14 protein-coding genes are annotated in these 15471 nt (G+C 45.6%); 8 read left to right on the top strand and 6 right to left on the bottom strand.

The window, feature by feature from the left end:
* The first annotated feature begins 9 nt into the window (after window positions 1-9).
* From AC060N_RS09240 to AC060N_RS09255, 4 genes are all read left to right on the top strand, one after another.
* Window positions 10-294 carry a hypothetical protein gene (locus AC060N_RS09240; protein ID WP_106543620.1) on the top strand — a complete coding sequence of 95 codons (285 nt, stop codon included), beginning with the start codon at window positions 10-12 and terminating at the stop codon, window positions 292-294.
* Between the two features lie 6 nt (window positions 295-300).
* Entirely contained in the window at window positions 301-1419 is a 1119-nt protein-coding gene (locus tag AC060N_RS09245) for a 4Fe-4S dicluster domain-containing protein (protein WP_106543619.1), read from the top strand.
* Between the two features lie 139 nt (window positions 1420-1558).
* The gene (locus AC060N_RS09250; protein WP_463232648.1) at window positions 1559-2011 is read left to right on the top strand and encodes a MarR family winged helix-turn-helix transcriptional regulator; all 453 of its coding nucleotides are present in this window, start codon (window positions 1559-1561) and stop codon (window positions 2009-2011) included.
* Between the two features lie 22 nt (window positions 2012-2033).
* Window positions 2034-2954 carry a hypothetical protein gene (locus AC060N_RS09255; protein ID WP_479526844.1) on the top strand — a complete coding sequence of 307 codons (921 nt, stop codon included), beginning with the start codon at window positions 2034-2036 and terminating at the stop codon, window positions 2952-2954.
* A gap of 117 nt (window positions 2955-3071) precedes the next feature.
* On the opposite strand, the gene AC060N_RS09260 is transcribed toward AC060N_RS09255, so the two are convergent.
* The 6 genes from AC060N_RS09260 to AC060N_RS09285 all read right to left on the bottom strand — a co-directional run bounded on the left by AC060N_RS09260 (window position 3072) and on the right by AC060N_RS09285 (window position 7487).
* On the bottom strand, window positions 3072-3503 hold the full coding sequence (locus AC060N_RS09260; protein ID WP_463232652.1) for a DUF2147 domain-containing protein: 432 nt from the start codon (window positions 3501-3503) through the stop codon (window positions 3072-3074).
* 116 nt (window positions 3504-3619) lie between these two features.
* Window positions 3620-4384, bottom strand: coding sequence for a metal ABC transporter substrate-binding protein (locus AC060N_RS09265; protein ID WP_479526845.1), 765 nt, complete (start codon window positions 4382-4384; stop codon window positions 3620-3622).
* Window positions 4385-4396: 12 nt separating this feature from the next.
* On the bottom strand, window positions 4397-5203 hold the full coding sequence (locus AC060N_RS09270) for a metal ABC transporter permease (protein WP_479526846.1): 807 nt from the start codon (window positions 5201-5203) through the stop codon (window positions 4397-4399).
* Window positions 5197-6216, bottom strand: a complete 1020-nt coding sequence (locus tag AC060N_RS09275) for a DUF1893 domain-containing protein (protein WP_479526847.1) — start codon at window positions 6214-6216, stop codon at window positions 5197-5199. The genes AC060N_RS09270 and AC060N_RS09275 overlap by 7 nt, the downstream gene beginning before the upstream one ends.
* A 98-nt stretch (window positions 6217-6314) precedes the next feature.
* Window positions 6315-7085, bottom strand: coding sequence for a sulfite exporter TauE/SafE family protein (locus AC060N_RS09280; protein ID WP_479526848.1), 771 nt, complete (start codon window positions 7083-7085; stop codon window positions 6315-6317).
* Window positions 7086-7136: 51 nt separating this feature from the next.
* Complete coding sequence (locus AC060N_RS09285) at window positions 7137-7487, bottom strand: rhodanese-like domain-containing protein (protein WP_479526849.1); 351 nt, start codon at window positions 7485-7487, stop codon at window positions 7137-7139.
* Between the two features lie 424 nt (window positions 7488-7911).
* On the opposite strand from AC060N_RS09285, the gene AC060N_RS09290 reads away from it, so the two are divergent.
* The 4 genes from AC060N_RS09290 to AC060N_RS09305 all read left to right on the top strand — a co-directional run bounded on the left by AC060N_RS09290 (window position 7912) and on the right by AC060N_RS09305 (window position 15403).
* On the top strand, window positions 7912-8337 hold the full coding sequence (locus tag AC060N_RS09290; protein ID WP_479526851.1) for a hypothetical protein: 426 nt from the start codon (window positions 7912-7914) through the stop codon (window positions 8335-8337).
* A 217-nt stretch (window positions 8338-8554) separates the two neighbouring features.
* Entirely contained in the window at window positions 8555-10414 is a 1860-nt protein-coding gene (locus AC060N_RS09295) for a hypothetical protein (protein WP_479526852.1), read from the top strand.
* 603 nt (window positions 10415-11017) lie between these two features.
* Complete coding sequence (locus AC060N_RS09300) at window positions 11018-12928, top strand: hypothetical protein (protein ID WP_479526853.1); 1911 nt, start codon at window positions 11018-11020, stop codon at window positions 12926-12928.
* 591 nt (window positions 12929-13519) lie between these two features.
* Window positions 13520-15403, top strand: a complete 1884-nt coding sequence (locus AC060N_RS09305; RefSeq protein WP_479526854.1) for a hypothetical protein — start codon at window positions 13520-13522, stop codon at window positions 15401-15403.
* The last annotated feature ends 68 nt before the right edge of the window (window positions 15404-15471 follow it).

Genomic DNA, 15471 nt, shown 5'->3' on the forward strand with positions numbered 1-15471 from the left:
CCTGATAAAATGGCAGAAGAGAAACAACGTACCGTCAAGATAATGAAGGAAAAAAGGACGGTTTCGGAGGAGGTGAAAGCCAATATCAAGCACTACAATAAAATGAAGAAGTTGATCAAGGATGCATTGAAGGAAGGGCCGAAAACCATTCCCGAAATCGCTAAGGCAACTGAACTTCCCGCCCATGAAGCGACCTATTATGTGATGTCGATGCGAAAGTATGGTGATGTAGTGACCGGTGAGATCGATGACATGGACGAGTATTTTTACTATCACTTGAATCAAAAGAACTAAGCACTTATGTCAAAGGTAGATCCAAAACTGGCAAAAGATATAGCAAAATACGGAGCTGTCGATTTTAGCGCCTGCTACAACTGCGGTAATTGTACGGCCGTTTGCAGCCTGACCGAAGAGAATGCCAGTTTTCCGCGAATGATGATACGCTACAGCATGCTGGGAATGAAAGAAGAAATTCTGAGCAGCAAGGAGCTCTGGATGTGTTACCATTGTGGCGATTGTTCGGCAACTTGTCCGCGTCAGGCCGACCCGGGTGAATTGATGGCCGGTTTGCGCCGCTATGCAATTGCGAACTATGAGCCCTCAGGTATCACGAAGCTCATTTTCAAAAGCAATCCGTTTTCCATCCTGCTAACCCTCGTTTTGGCAACGATTCTGGGTTTCTTTTTGCTGACCATGAAGCCGGACTTCACGGTTTCGCGCTGGATTTTCAGCTGGATGCCTTATGCCGTCATTCACCTGATGGGACTGATTGTCTTTTCTTTTACAGGATTAACGGCTCTTCTGGGCATTTTCAGTATGAGTCGGAGACTGAACCGTAAACACAGTACAGACTCAAATAAAACCAAAAAATCAGTTTTTCAGTCGATTGGCGAAGTACTGACCGAGATTGGAACTATGGGACGATATCAAAAGTGTTCAACCGATGAGGGAGAATACTGGAGTACGAAACCCAACCTGGTTCGTCCGTGGTTTGTGCACTGGTCAATCATGTGGGGCTTTATCGGCCTCCTCTTTGCCACCATTCTCGACTTCCTGTTTAAAGATCCGGCAACAACCATCTGGTTGCCATCACGCATCCTGGGTACCGTTTCCGGACTTTTCCTGATTTACGGAACGTCGCTGGCCATGTATTATCGCATGACCAAACCTACGAAAACGTATGAAGCTACTAAGCTGGCAGACTGGATGTTCCTATTCTTCCTTTGGATTGCTGGTTTAACTGGTTTCTGGATGGAGGTCGCTGTTTCGTTTAACCTGAGTGAAACGCTGAGTCAGGTGATTTTTATGATTCACACCATCATTTCAATGGAACTGGTTATTTTGTTTGCTTTCTCGAAGTTTGCGCATGCAGCTTACCGTCCTATTGCACTATATTTTCTGGCCCGAAACAGGGAATAGATAAAATCCCTCTCTCAATCAATGCTCATATCCGGCTCGAGGCTGTCTCCCAGTCTTGTAGCCGGATTTTTTTTTTGTTAACACTCTTGTTTTTCTCATTTCGATGTCGTAATTTGGTTGTATATACATCTAAAAAGCTATGAGAATTCCAAAATCATTGGATGACAACCTGATATTTCAGTTGGGGACCGTTGCCAGGAAGGTACACCAACATGTCGAAACTGTCTTCCGTAAAGAAAAACTGGATATTACACCGGAGCAGTTCTCCTTATTGACTATTCTTTGGTACAACGAGGGAATCAGCATCAAAGAACTGGCGGACCGGAGCCAGCGTGATAAAACAACCATCTCGCGCGTGGTCAGCAACATGATCAAGCACGATTTAATCCGAAGGTTGGACAATGTAGACGATAAACGGGCCAAGCGGATTTTTCTGACGGACAAAGGCAGAAATTTGCAGGACCAATTGGTCATGCTTTCAGGTGAAATATATGTGCAGGCTCTGGGCAACCTTTCGGATGAAGAGCTTGACCGGACATTGGAAGTGTTCCAAAAAATTGAAAACAATCTTTCTGATAATTCTGAATCATAACCAATTAATCAAACTTGTAACCATGAAAACAATTTTTGTGACAATAGGTAAACTATTGTTATTGACTATTCTAATGCAGATAATTTGGAGTGTCGGTTTAGGAATCGGAAGCCAGTTGTTTCCATTCGAACTTAGTACATCCGGAGTCGATGCAGGACAGTTGTTCCTGAGAATGACCGTCGTTTGTTTGATTCATACATCACTCTTGTATACTTTAATTCATTTCGCAGTTTGGAAAGGGTGGAAGCTGGCCGGTTTATTGGCTTTGGAGATATTTGTCATCCAGTTTGCACTGAGCGCTGTTGAAGCATTGTTTTTCGGCGGATATTTGAAAATGCCGGCCAACCTGGCCTGGTCGATGATTTTTACCGGAATCATTCTGTCCCTTGTCTGGAGTCCGCTGGCCGTGCTTATTTCCGGGAACTGGAAACGAAAAGAGGGCGCCCAACCGGAAAGACCGGCAGTTGGAAAAATGTTTTGGGTGAACATTGCTCTGCTATGCATTGTGATTTATCCTTTTCTGTACCAGTTGGCCGGCTATTTCATTGCCTGGCGGGTGCCCGAAGTAAGAGCTTTGTACGATGGACTGGAAGCACAACCTACTTTTATCGCTCAACTTGGCTCATTCGTATTTTCGGAATTGCACCTTTTGCAGATAATTCGCGGGCTGGTATGGATCGCCATTGCCATTCCGGTTATGCTGGCCATGAAAAGTAGTATGTGGATGAAAGCACTGATGGTTGGACTGCTTTTCGCTTTGCTGATGAATGCTCAACATCTACTGCCTAATGCTTTGATGGTTCCCGAAGTCCGGCTGGCTCACTTTATCGAAACAGCGTCATCGAACTTTGTTTGGGGATTTGTTATTGTTTGGTTGCTGAGCAAAAGTGGTTTTACTCGCTCTTCAAATATTGGTGAAGAAGGTAAGCTGGCTGCTGCATAGTATTTGTGTCACAGAAAAGATCAAATAAAAAACCCCGGCTCGCTCTTGATGCCGGGATTTTTCATATTATTTTTAAGAGATGTCTAAAATCTTATGTCTGAGGTCTCTCTTCTTATTTCAACTTTTCTCCCATTCCTGCGTGCGATACAGAAATCCGATGTAGCCGCGTACACGAAGAATATCGCCTTCACGCCAGATTTTTACATCATAGAATTTTCCGTTTTCAGGATCCATAATGCCGTCGTCACCGACCCACTGTCCGTCATCGTTTTGCGTCAGGCCGTTAATGATTTGCATGCCCAGAATATGTTGATTGTGCAGGTTTCCCTTACACTTATCGCAAAGCGGATCGGCATTCGGGTCATCCCGGAAAAGCTTGATAATTTTGCCGTACAGCTTGCCATCTTTCTTATAGATTCTGACTTCCGACTTCGGTTTACCTGTTTTGTCGTCAATGGTGGTCCAAACTCCCGTAACATCCTGCGCGAAAAGCGTGGCGGCCATGCTAACCAGGAAAAGAGTGAAAAGAATACTAAGTGATTTCTTCATGTTATATATCAATTCAGTTTAGTTTCTGTTTTTGTCAAAAATAGAATTTTATTTAAAAATCCGATGGTAAATTTTTCGTCCGGACGGATTACATCCGAATATCGAAAGGAGATGAGCTACTTTTTCAGGTCTGATGAAACCTGCGTTAGTTGCTCCACATTGTAGTGTATCACATCCATTAATGTTTGGGTACCATGCGTTCCGGGAAAGTTGAGTAACGATACCATTCTTGCATCGGGAAGTACTTCCTGCAACGGTTTTCCTACCGGATTGTGTGCATTGTCAATGATTAATGCTGCATGAGTTTTGGCCATATCGGCAATTTGACGGGCTTCGGGAGGAGCCGGGCCAAACACGCCGGCAATCTTCAATCCGAGCTCTTTGGCCAGTGGGCGTTGGAAAAAATGAACCAAAACCGGCTCTTCGAGCATTCCGTCCTGCTTCAATGTTGCTTTTGCCCGGTTGATGACCGTTTCTATCTGCTTGAGGTTCGCTTCTGCATGTTCGGTAGTTCCCAGTTTTTCAGCGATTTTCATAATCGATTTCCGAAGTGTCGGCAGATCATAGCGTGTATCGATCTGCAGCATTTTGCTTTCATCCACATGCAAGCCTTTGCGCATCCGGTCAAGCATGGTTTCGTAGCCTGCGTAAATAATCAGGTCGGCTTTCATTACGCGCGGAATGTCGCCCGGGCGTAACTCATATTCCGTAGGGTGCTGCATTTTGAAAGGAGCGAGGACAGTGACATTTTGTGCCCCGGCAGCTTCAGCGAAAGCTGCTGTCCAGGCGTTGGTGGCCACTACATTCTGCGCTTTCGCGGAAAAGGAAAAAACAATCAGCGTTAGCAAAAGAAGGAAATAGCGGGTTGGTGAAAATTTCATGTGTGAATTGATTTATGATTTAAACCGTTTGTGATTCAGGTAAATAACCAGGAATACCACCGATGCCATCAGTGCGACACCGGAACTGGCGGGAATGTCTATCGCCAGCGAGAGAAAAAATCCCGAAAGGGAAAAGATGCCGCCCCACAGGCACGACCAGATGATCACTCCGCGCAAACTCTTGGCATGAAGTGATGCGATCAATGCCGGCAAAAGAAGCAGGGCATCGAGCAGAAGTGCACCGATGAGTTTCATGGCAGCAGCAACGGTAATAGCCGTTAACAGAATGATAGTATAGTATAATCTTCCTTCGTTTACACCGGAAGAGAAGGCGATTTCACGGTCGAAAAACACGGCACGGAGCTTTCTCCTGTATTGAAACTGAAAAGCCAGCAAAAGGCCTGAAAATGCCAATACGCCAATTACTTCGTGCCAGCTAAGTGCAAATAAACTTCCCCACAGTAATGAGAGGGTGTCCTGGGCCGGGACATTGAATTTATAGATGAAGATGAAAGCCAGTGAAATGGAGATGACCATCATGAACATGCTGATTTGACCTGTGTCGACCTGCATGGAGCGCGACGTTTTCGTCATCAACAGGACCATGAGTAAGTTAACCAGCATAGTAGTCCAGAACGGATTGTAATGCATCGCCAAGGCAATGGCACCTCCCAGAATAGCGCCGTGCATCAGCATGAAGCGCAACGGAAGCAGGTTCATGCGCAGCAGATAGACGCCGGTTACCGGAAAGGTAAATCCGGCGAAAGCCAACACCAACAGGCCTTTTAGAATAGGAGGGAGCGAAAGCATTTCTAACATAGCTGACCTCCTTTTAGCTCTTTGCGTGGCCAGTTCAGCTGATCGAGCCAGGCTGTTTCGTGCGAGACGAGTATCATCGTTGGTGCTTCGGTCGAACTTAATTCGCTCAACAACTGCAGCAAATCTCCTTTGCCACCCGAATCGAGAAATGAAGTCGGTTCATCGAACAGCAGCACGCGGGCATTCTGACTGAGGCAACGAGCCAGTGAAACACGCTGTTTCTCTCCACCAGAAAGATTGTGATACGACTGTTTGGCCAGATGAAAACAGCCGGTTCGCCGCATGGCCAGTTCGACACGGTAGTTTAATTCTTTTGACGAAAGTTTCCGCTCACTCAATCCGATGGCAACCACTTCTTCTGCCGAAATAGGGAAGGTATTTTTCACATTTTCCTGGTGTACGTAACCAATCAGACTCCGGTTGTGGCGCCATTCATTGCTGCCCACCACGATGTCACCTACCCGAATGGTTCCCTGCACCGGTTGAAGAAATCCGAGCAAGGTCCGCAACAATGTTGTTTTTCCGGTACCGTTAGCACCGTGAATAACCAGTTGTTCACCTCTTCCCAGCTCTAAACTTAAATTTTCGAGGATATTCTTACGACCAATGTCTACTGTCAGGTTCTCAATTTTGACGGGTAATCCCTGAACCCGACCGGCTCGCTTGCGCAGAAAAAGATAAGCGTTGTCAATGCTCATGGAATCGGTAATCAGGTCTTCCGTGCGACACTGAATCTGTTCTACCAACGTGTTGTACGAGAATTCGACCCCGTGCTTTTTGAACACCGGAATGGCCCTTTCACTAAGCAGTTCGACGTGGCAGCGAGTGACTCCCAGACGAACCATCAAACAGGCCGCTGCTTTTCCGGCAATCTTGTCATTCACGAAAAGTTCAGAAGAGGGAATGTTTTTCCCTTTAAGGAAGTCTTCCAGTTCGAAAAGCGGATGCAGCCAGTGTTCGTTGCTGGTAAAGATGGTTTCTTCTCCGCGCCTGACGATGAGTGAGTGTTCCAATGGTCGTTAGTTTTGCCTGTCAAAATAAGACTTTTCGGGCAAAGCACAGAACGGAAATGGATAGAAAATAGATGAGATATGAATTCCGGGCAACCGGATTACATCAGCTTCAGTAGGTTTTGGGCAAATATTCCTATTCCGATGAGGATAATGAAGATGGAGAAAATGTAGCGGAGCCGGGCCTGATTGAGACGTTTGGCATACCAGGCACCAATAATTCCGCCAAGTGAACCTCCGACGACAAACACAGCACTCATCAGCAAATTGACTTCCCGTCCCTGAATGAGATAACTGGCCAATCCAAACGTTCCAAATAGAAAGATGATAAAAAGGGAAGTAGCGATGGCTTCTTTCATTTTCAGTCGGGCACCCAGGTACAGAGCTGGAACCAGAAGGAAGCCGCCACCCACACCAAAGAAGCCACTGGCAAATCCGGTTACGAAGCCCAATGCGATAATCCGGTAGTAGTTAATGCCCCCCGATTCAATTGGAGCATCCGGGTTGCCTGCTTTCTTCCGGGTCATCAGAAAGCCGATATAAATCATCAACAGGGCGAAGAAGAGGAGTAGAACCGGTCCTTTGAACTGCTTGTTGAGCAAAGCGCCCAAATAGGTGCTGACGAGGCCTGGCGCGGCCATGTAGATGGCAATACGAAACTTCACCAACGATTGTCGCATGTAACTGACAGAAGAAATCAGCGAAGTAACACCGACAGCAATCAATGAAGTCCCGATGGCTAAATGAACATTCTGACCAACCAGATAAACCAATAAAGGAACGGCTAAAATAGACCCGCCGCCACCGGTCATTCCTAAAGCGCCGCCCGATAATAATCCGCTTAAGAGGGCATAGACATACGGTAAGATCATGATTTATATGATTGAATCAGTTGATGTTATTAGACCATCAGGATTTAAATTTCATTTTGCTGTTTCCCGCACCTTAACCGGAAGTCCGCTTTGCGCCCAGCTGATGATTCCGTTTTTCAGGTTGATGACATTATCGAAATTTTGCTCCGACAAAAACCAGGTAACCTGATAGCTACGTGAGCCACTTCGGCAACCGACAATCACCTCTACGTCGCGCGGGATTTCATCCAACCGGGCACCGAACTCACTGATGGGCATCACCAACGTGTTTTCTACTCCAAAAGCTACCTGCTCAATTTCTTCCCATTCGCGAACGTCCATCAAGATAGCACCATTTTTGATTTTCTCGTAGGCGGTTGCCGCGTCTACCTCTTTAATTCCTTTTTCGATTCTACGATTCATGGTATTTGAAATTAAATAATTCAACATGGGTCATTGATAAATGACCGATTTAAGTGCAAGCAGATTTAATTTCACAGGGTTGGTTAGCGGGTGGTAACAAAGTCGATCAACTGACTTTGTGTCTTAAATTCTATTACAAAATAAAGGCTGACGGATAAGGAATGCAAATTGTAAATTGTTATTTCCTATAACGTAGTGTTATAATGAGGTGCTTTTCTTTATTTAAAGTCTATTATGGTAAAGGAACCACTTTTGTCTTTGAACTTCCGGTGGCTGCGGTAGCATAAGCTTCACTGAGAAGATATGACAAAGGAATGAAGAGAGTTGGGAAATCCGGCTCCTTTTTGTTTATAGCTATAGGGAAGGTCAGATTGCTGGAAATTTAGCTAACTTGACAATCAATTGAAAAACTAAATCATCCAGTATGCCTGCCAGAAAAATGAACCGATTTGACTTTTTGTTAGGAGAATGGAACCTCACTTATCACATCCCGGAAAGCAGTCTGAGCCCAGCCGGAACGGATTCCGGTAACGGAAAGTTTACCAAGGAAATGAATAGCCGCTACGTTATTTTTGACTATGCCACTGCTTCGGGTGGAGAAGCAAAAGGGATATTCGCGTGGGACGAAAAGACGGAGCTTTATCGCTACTGGTGGTTCGAGAATTCGGGAAATTTTTTGAGCGCTACCTGTGAGTTTTTGGATGATGATACCCTGGCCATGAACTGGCACGATTCGCTGCTGGTACAAACGTTTACCAAAGAAGGGCCGGATAAAGTGATCCTGAAAATGCAGTATCCGGTAGTCGGCGGAGGTTATGAATTGATTATGGAAGTGGTTTTTACACGATAAGTGTGATGAAACCCGGTGACTGATTAAGTTGCCCTTTCAGGGCGCCGGGGAATTGTCGTTATCCTTTCAACCCGGGGCGTTGCCGCCGGGCTGAAATTAGCCGGACTTTCAGCCCGTTCTCAGTCATTCATCATTTTTCCCATTTACCTTTTTTTGTTAACTTTCTCATTGAAAACCCAAAGTAACCCAACTTACAACCCGAAAAACGCCTGACCTTATGAAACGCTTTGCCACCTACTTCCTCCCCGTTATCGTTTTTGCATTAGCATTTACCTCCGGTTGCCAGGACTCTTCAGGACCTGTAGCCGAGGAGACCTATTCCCACAGCATCAGCAGCAGCAACAGCAGCCCTGACGGCATGACAGTTATAGCGTATCACAACAGCAAGTCGAACCAAGACATCGTCAGCGACAAGAATTTCGGCATCAGCTTCACGAGCAAGAACCTAGAAGAGCATATCGACAGCCTGGTCGGAATGAAATCTGGTTACAAGCGATTCGTACTGAAGAACTTCACGATCAACACGGACAACAAGGTTGTCAACATAAACCTCGAAAAGGTTCCGGGAGCAACCAAGATATTCTGGCTTTACAGCGAGAACAGCACGGCAGGAGCGACCGTAAAACCATTCGACAACGGCCAGGAGCTCAGCGCCACCACGGTCGGTGACGATAGCAGCTACAAGTCAGCGAGCATGGATGTTCCGACGGATGGCATGCTCGACAGCATCGTCGTCAGCAAGGACGGATACGACAAGGAAGTACTCAAGAACGTCGCCGTGACCGAGAACGGCAACCAGTTCGACGTCACCCTGCAAGAGCAGCCGCAGTACATCACGCTGGACGGCAGGACCTTCATGATAGGCAAGATCGCCGACGAGAGGAACTACTCGCTCAACGACCCTGCGTATATCGATAGCAGGGTAGAAGGCAACGTCTCCTTCCTCTTCCTCACGGCAGACGGCAATTTCAGGCAACAGGTCACCTCGGACGCTGACGGAAAGTTCCACCTGCAGATACCCAAAGCAGAGATGGGACAGACAGGCATATACATCATGAACCCCGACGACAAGATGTACGGCGCCATGATCGCGGTGGCACTCGACTCGCTCAAGAACACGGAGAACGTCGGCGCACTCAACAAGAGCGTGGATCGCAGGAACCTGCTCCAAGGACACATGAGATACGACATCGATGAGAGTGGCACACTTATTGCATCACCTGCTAATGAGAACAGAACGAGCAACTGGATGGCAGGGCAACTGACTCATGTCGTAATGGAAAAGATCCGAGATAACAAGAATAACGTCTGGACTGATGAGTACGCGACGCAAGACATGGATGATATGGTCACAAGTACCAAAAACACTCTTGACAAAGTGATGAATAATTTCTTCAAGAACGGCAAAGAAGTGGTGACAGATGACTTAACGGGAACGCCAAGTACAGGAAGTACACTAGCATATTGGTTTACCGATGGCATGGCTGCTGGTTATTTTGGGAAAAGAGAGAGCAATGGGGTTGTCGTGCATGCAGAAGCATCTTTTAACAAAGATATCTTTTCTGATCAACAAGAAATTAAGAAAACACTTCTTCAAGAGCTTGGGTCTAATGAAATGTTTTATGAAGTTTCATCATCTAGAGTGACTACTGATCCCAAGCCTCCTCTAACAGTGTACGATGGCATGCAACCAGCAGATAACATCACTGATAATGACCGAGTAAGCCTTGAATGGTATAACATAAGATCAGAGAAAGAGTCTGAGCAAGATGCGACGAAAGGCATCTGGAACGGTACCGGCGATATCGGTCAGATAGCGATGGAGAAAGGCAAGGACCTCCAGGATGTGCAGGATTATATCAGCACATATGGCAGTGCAGAAGCGCAGGCGAAATTCGCCGAGATACAAACAAAGGCCGCCAGTATGCCGCAGACTACCTACACGTTCAAGACAATCATGCCTGACGGGGATGTCACGACAAGAGTTTTCACACCAAAGAATTATAGGGAAGCACTCGGTGATAAGACCATCCCGAAACTCTATCAGCAATCGATAAGAGAGACATTCGAAAAGTAATTTTTTATTTTTAGTAAATTCTTTTTCTAAGAAAAATAATATAATAGTTCAGTAAATCTTGACGTTGGTCGGTACGTCGTAGTAGTCGTCGATGCCGTACGCGATGACCGGACAGCAAGCAGCGACCGATGAACTGTCGACGCAGCCAGGATCAGCGAACCAATTATTGAAGTCGGTCGCGTAGCCATTTCGTCCCGGAGGGACAGTTTACTTCAGCCCAACGGCAACGCCTTGGGGTTCATTAGCGTAAATAACAATCCCACCGCCCTGAAGGGGCAGGTTAATATAACACACCATGAAACAATCGTCACCACCATGGTGCACCTGCCGAATAATTCGTATCTGATAAAATTTTCGTTTTCCTGAACAAATAGGATGTTTCTTATAACGAGCAATACCTGTTGACAGATTAAGTTGCCCCTTCAGGGCGCCGGGGAATTGTCGTTATCCTTTCAACCCGGGGCGTTGCCGCCGGGCTGAAATTAGCCGGACTTTCAGCCCGTTCTCAGTCATTCATCATTTTTCCCATTTACCTTTTTTTGTTAACTTTCTCATTGAAAACCCAAAGTAACCCAACTTACAACCCGAAAAACGCCTGACCTTATGAAACGCTTTGCCACCTACTTCCTCCCCGTTATCGTTTTTGCATTAGCATTTACCTCCGGTTGCCAGGACTCTTCAGGACCTGTAGCCGAGGAGACCTATTCCCATAGCATCAGCAGCAGCAACAGCAGCCCTGACGGCGCGCAAGCCACCGCATATTACTCAGGCAAGACAAAGGGAGACGTTATCAGCAGTGGCAAATACGGCATCAGTTTCACGACAAAGAACCTCGAAGAGCATATCGACAGCTTCAAGGTGGAAAAATCCGGCTACAAGACATTCATCATGAAGAATTTCACGGTCAACACAGACAACAAAACCATCAATGTAAGCCTCGAAAAGATTTCGGGAGAACCAGCAACCAAAGTATTCTGGATCTACAGCGAAAACAGCACCCCAGTAGAAGCAAAGGCACTAGTATTCGATAACGGACAAGAACTCAGCACGAGCATTGTTGGCAATGATGACAGCTACAAGTCAGTGAGTATGAACTATCCAGATGACGGCATGGTCGACAGCATCAAATTTGTCGGCCCTGAGAACAGTGCAACAAAATATGAAACGAAAGTCTTAAAGAACGTTGCCGTGACTGAAAATGACAATCAGTTTGACTTCGCCCTGCAAGAGCAGCCGCAAGAAAAGACCGTTCATATCAAAACGATCGATATAGGAAAAGTGGCTGAAGAGAGAAACTATGATCTCCACGATCCTGATTACATACGGAGCAGGGAACAGAGCGGAATGGCGCTTTTCATCACCAACAAGGACGGCTCATTCTACACGGAAAAGACTTCGGATGAGAACGCTGATATTACACTCACAGTCCCAATAGACATACAAGCGCTGTATGTGGGAATCAAACCGAACAGCATGACGCATGAAGCCCTTCTCAAACTAGTTGTTGACTCGCTCAATAACCATGAAGTCTTCGGAGCGCTGACAGCAGCAGCGAGCAAGAAGGATAATATGAAACTGCACATGCGTTATGATCAAGAAGATGCGCAAGGGAATATAAGCGCATCACAACCAGACAAGGCGAGAACCAGTAGCTGGAAACCAGCATATCTGCTGCCAGGAGGCATGAACCAGGTCATATTTAGGAACTTATGGGATGAACAACAAAGCAAATTCACGGATGAACAAGTATCCCAAACGATGATAGATACTATCACCAGTATTAGAGAACAAAAATTGGATCCAGTACTCAACAATTTCTACAAAAATGGGAATACTATCATAACAGATAAATCATCTACAGTTCCAATAACGGGAAAAACTAATTGTTATTTCTTTATTAATGGTGGACAAGCATTAGGTTATTTTGGTAAAGTAGAAAAAGATGGAGTAGTCGTAAGTGCAGATATAAGTTTCAACAAGGATTTCTGGAATGATGGAAAACAAAATATTCTTGAAGCATTACTTCAAGAGCAAGCATCAGTAAAAGGATTTTATGAGTTGATGAATTCAGAACAATTAAATCTTTTTGATCCTGAAACAACGCCGGATTACGTGACTGGAGCCACTATGCAAGACCTTGAATGGTATCAGGTCAGGATGCAAAGGCTTGCTGATGACGGCGTCCCAGAAAAAGGTTTCTGGGGATGGGACATCGATCAGCGGGTCTTCGAAGAGGCAGCGAACAACCCATATATTCAAAATTTTATCAACACATATGGCACAGTAGAAGCACAACAGCAGTTGGAGCAAGCTAAGTCAGGATCGCTCAAGTCAAGCATCATAGGAGATCAACGAGAATACACCATCAAAACATATCTCATAGACAAACAAAACCCAGACAAGCTCATCGTCAAAAGAGAATATGTCACTAACAAAAATGTTGATAAAGTATTGCAAGATAACAAGTATCCTGGCTTTATCAATAATGATATAAAACAACTCTTTAAGAGATAATTTTTGTCTTTTTTATAATAATTTTTAAAAAAATCCTTAGTAGACTTTAACATTTGTCGGTACGTCGTAGTAGTCGTCGACGCCGTACGCGATGACCGGGCAGCAGGCGGCGACCGATGAACTGTCGACACAGCCAGGATCAGCGACCCAATTATTGAAGTCGGTCGCGTAGCCATTTCGTCCCGGAGGGACAGTTTACTTCAGCCCAACGGCATCGCCTTGGGGTTCATTAGCGTAAATAACAATCCCACCGCCCTGAAGGGGCAGGTTAATATAACACACCATGAAACAATCGTCACCACCATGGTGCACCTGCCGAATAATTCGTATCTAATAAAATTTTCGTTTTCCTGAACAAATAGGATGTTTCGTATAACGAGCAATACCTGTTGACAGATTAAGTTGCCCTTTCAGGGCGCCGGGGAATTGTCGTTATCCTTTCAACCCGGGGCGTTGCCGCCGGGCTGAAATTAGCCGGACTTTCAGCCCGTTCTCAGTCATTCATCATTTTTCCCATTTACCTTTTTTTGTTAACTTTCTCATTGAAAACCCAAAGTAACCCAACTTACAACCCGAAAAACGCCTGACCTTATGAAACGCTTTGCCACCTACTTCCTCCCCGTTATAATTATTGCCATAGCTTTTGTTACCAGTTGCAGTAAGGGCGGAGACGTACCGACGCCCGTCGAGAAAACGTTCTGGCTTTACAGCGATAACAGCACACCAGTAGGAACACAAGTGCAAGTGTTCGACGACGGCCAAAGAATTGGCTCAGCCACCGTCGGCCAAGACGGCAAATACAAGACTGGAACCATGAAGGTCCCGGCAGACCTACAAGCTGACAGCGTCAGAGCCACCGGCCCTGCGAACAATGAAACAAAATACCAAACTAAGGTATTAGAAAAAGTTTCCATCAGCGAGAACGGCAACAGACACGATTTTAACCTGATAAAAGTGCCTGTAGCCCAGAAGATATTCTGGTACTTCGGAAACGAGAGTTCACCGGCAGGAACAGAGATGCAGATGTTCGACGACGGCGAACTGATCGGCACGGCCACGGTCGGCCAAGACGGCACGTACAAGTCAACGAACGCAGCAGTCCCAGAAGACGGACGAATCGACAGCGTCAGATTTGCCGGCCCCACAAACAGCGAAACAAAATACGAAACGGAAGTCTTCAAGGACCTCGCGGTAAACGAAAACGGCAATCAGCTTGAAGCCACGCTGCAAGAAAAGCAACAGTATTTCACGCTAAACTTCACGACGATCGACATTGCAGGCGAGGCTGAAGCGAGGAACTATGACCTCAACGACCCGAGCTATATCAATAGCAGGATAGCGCCCAATACGCCGTTCGCCATCACGAACGAGGATGGTAGCTTCTATAAAGAGCTCACCTCTGACGAGAACGGAAAAGTGACCATCACCGATTATCCTAAAAATGGAGGGACGCTGATCTACATGCTCAATCGGACCGCAGACCACATGCCAGCGATCATGGGAGAGGTGATTGACTCAGACAATGAGAACATAGTGGTCGGCGCAGCATCGACAAAGATAGACACGAGCCTCGTCATGCAGGCATTGATGGGGTATAATATAGTGAATGGACAACTCACTGCACCGACGGGATCAGCACCGCCAAAAACAGTCAACCTGGCAGGAGAAGCTAGCGAGTGGACGCATGGCGTGATGAACGATGTGTATGATAATCAGGCAGGATCATTCACTGAAGAACAGACAACGCAAGCGATGAGAGACACGTTGAAGACGATCAGGGGACACCTTGATGGTATCATGAACAATTTTTACCAGGATGGGACGACTATTGAAACAGATAATGTTGCAGATATTCCACAGACAAACAGCACCCTGTTCTACTGGTTTAGCAATGCAAGTGCAGCAGGAGAATTCGGGAAAAGAGAAGAGAATGGCGTGATTGTTCACGAAGAGATGGGAGTAAATAAAGATTACTGGGGAAATGGAACAGCAGTTCTTACCGCTCTTTACCAAGAGAATGCATCAGCGAAAGCACCATACGAAGTTATGGATAAGGAACAACAAACAATTTTAGATATGAGAAGTCCAACAACAAGTCCTACTGATGCTGATAAAAGACTCTTTGAACTATACCAGATTAGAGCGCAAAAACTCAAGGAGCAAGATCCCTCAGGAGGTATGTGGGCTTTTGGTATTGATCAGTTATCCTTAGAAATAGCAGCACAGTACGATAATCAACATATTATTGACAATGTGAACAAGTTCGGCAGCCCTGAAGCAAAACAAAAGCTCGCAGACTTGCAGAGCGGCACGAAATCAGCAACAATACCACAGGATAAATACACAGCCACAATAATTACAAAAGAGGGAAATATAATCTCTAACACATATAATTCAGAGAATTTTATGAGTGTTCGCAATTCACCGTATTCAAAAAGAATAAAAGAACAAGTACTAGAAATGTTCGAGAAATAATTCTCCTTTCTTTTTTATAATAATTTTTTCTAAAAAAAATTCTTAGTAGACCTTGACGTTGGTCGGTA

It is taken from the genome of Prolixibacter sp. DSM 2831 (assembly GCF_056493735.1).

What these genes read in the sequence shown, in the direction of transcription:
- AC060N_RS09300 (WP_479526853.1), top strand. Translation starts at nt 11,018, where the DNA reads ATGAAACGCTTTGCCACCTACTTCCTCCCCGTTATCGTTTTTGCATTA.
- AC060N_RS09280 (WP_479526848.1), bottom strand. Translation starts at nt 7,085, where the DNA reads ATGATCTTACCGTATGTCTATGCCCTCTTAAGCGGATTATTATCGGGC.
- AC060N_RS09305 (WP_479526854.1), top strand. Translation starts at nt 13,520, where the DNA reads ATGAAACGCTTTGCCACCTACTTCCTCCCCGTTATAATTATTGCCATA.
- AC060N_RS09250 (WP_463232648.1), top strand. Translation starts at nt 1,559, where the DNA reads ATGAGAATTCCAAAATCATTGGATGACAACCTGATATTTCAGTTGGGG.
- AC060N_RS09240 (WP_106543620.1), top strand. Translation starts at nt 10, where the DNA reads ATGGCAGAAGAGAAACAACGTACCGTCAAGATAATGAAGGAAAAAAGG.
- AC060N_RS09255 (WP_479526844.1), top strand. Translation starts at nt 2,034, where the DNA reads ATGAAAACAATTTTTGTGACAATAGGTAAACTATTGTTATTGACTATT.
- AC060N_RS09260 (WP_463232652.1), bottom strand. Translation starts at nt 3,503, where the DNA reads ATGAAGAAATCACTTAGTATTCTTTTCACTCTTTTCCTGGTTAGCATG.
- AC060N_RS09295 (WP_479526852.1), top strand. Translation starts at nt 8,555, where the DNA reads ATGAAACGCTTTGCCACCTACTTCCTCCCCGTTATCGTTTTTGCATTA.
- AC060N_RS09285 (WP_479526849.1), bottom strand. Translation starts at nt 7,487, where the DNA reads ATGAATCGTAGAATCGAAAAAGGAATTAAAGAGGTAGACGCGGCAACC.
- AC060N_RS09290 (WP_479526851.1), top strand. Translation starts at nt 7,912, where the DNA reads ATGCCTGCCAGAAAAATGAACCGATTTGACTTTTTGTTAGGAGAATGG.
- AC060N_RS09270 (WP_479526846.1), bottom strand. Translation starts at nt 5,203, where the DNA reads ATGTTAGAAATGCTTTCGCTCCCTCCTATTCTAAAAGGCCTGTTGGTG.
- AC060N_RS09265 (WP_479526845.1), bottom strand. Translation starts at nt 4,384, where the DNA reads ATGAAATTTTCACCAACCCGCTATTTCCTTCTTTTGCTAACGCTGATT.
- AC060N_RS09245 (WP_106543619.1), top strand. Translation starts at nt 301, where the DNA reads ATGTCAAAGGTAGATCCAAAACTGGCAAAAGATATAGCAAAATACGGA.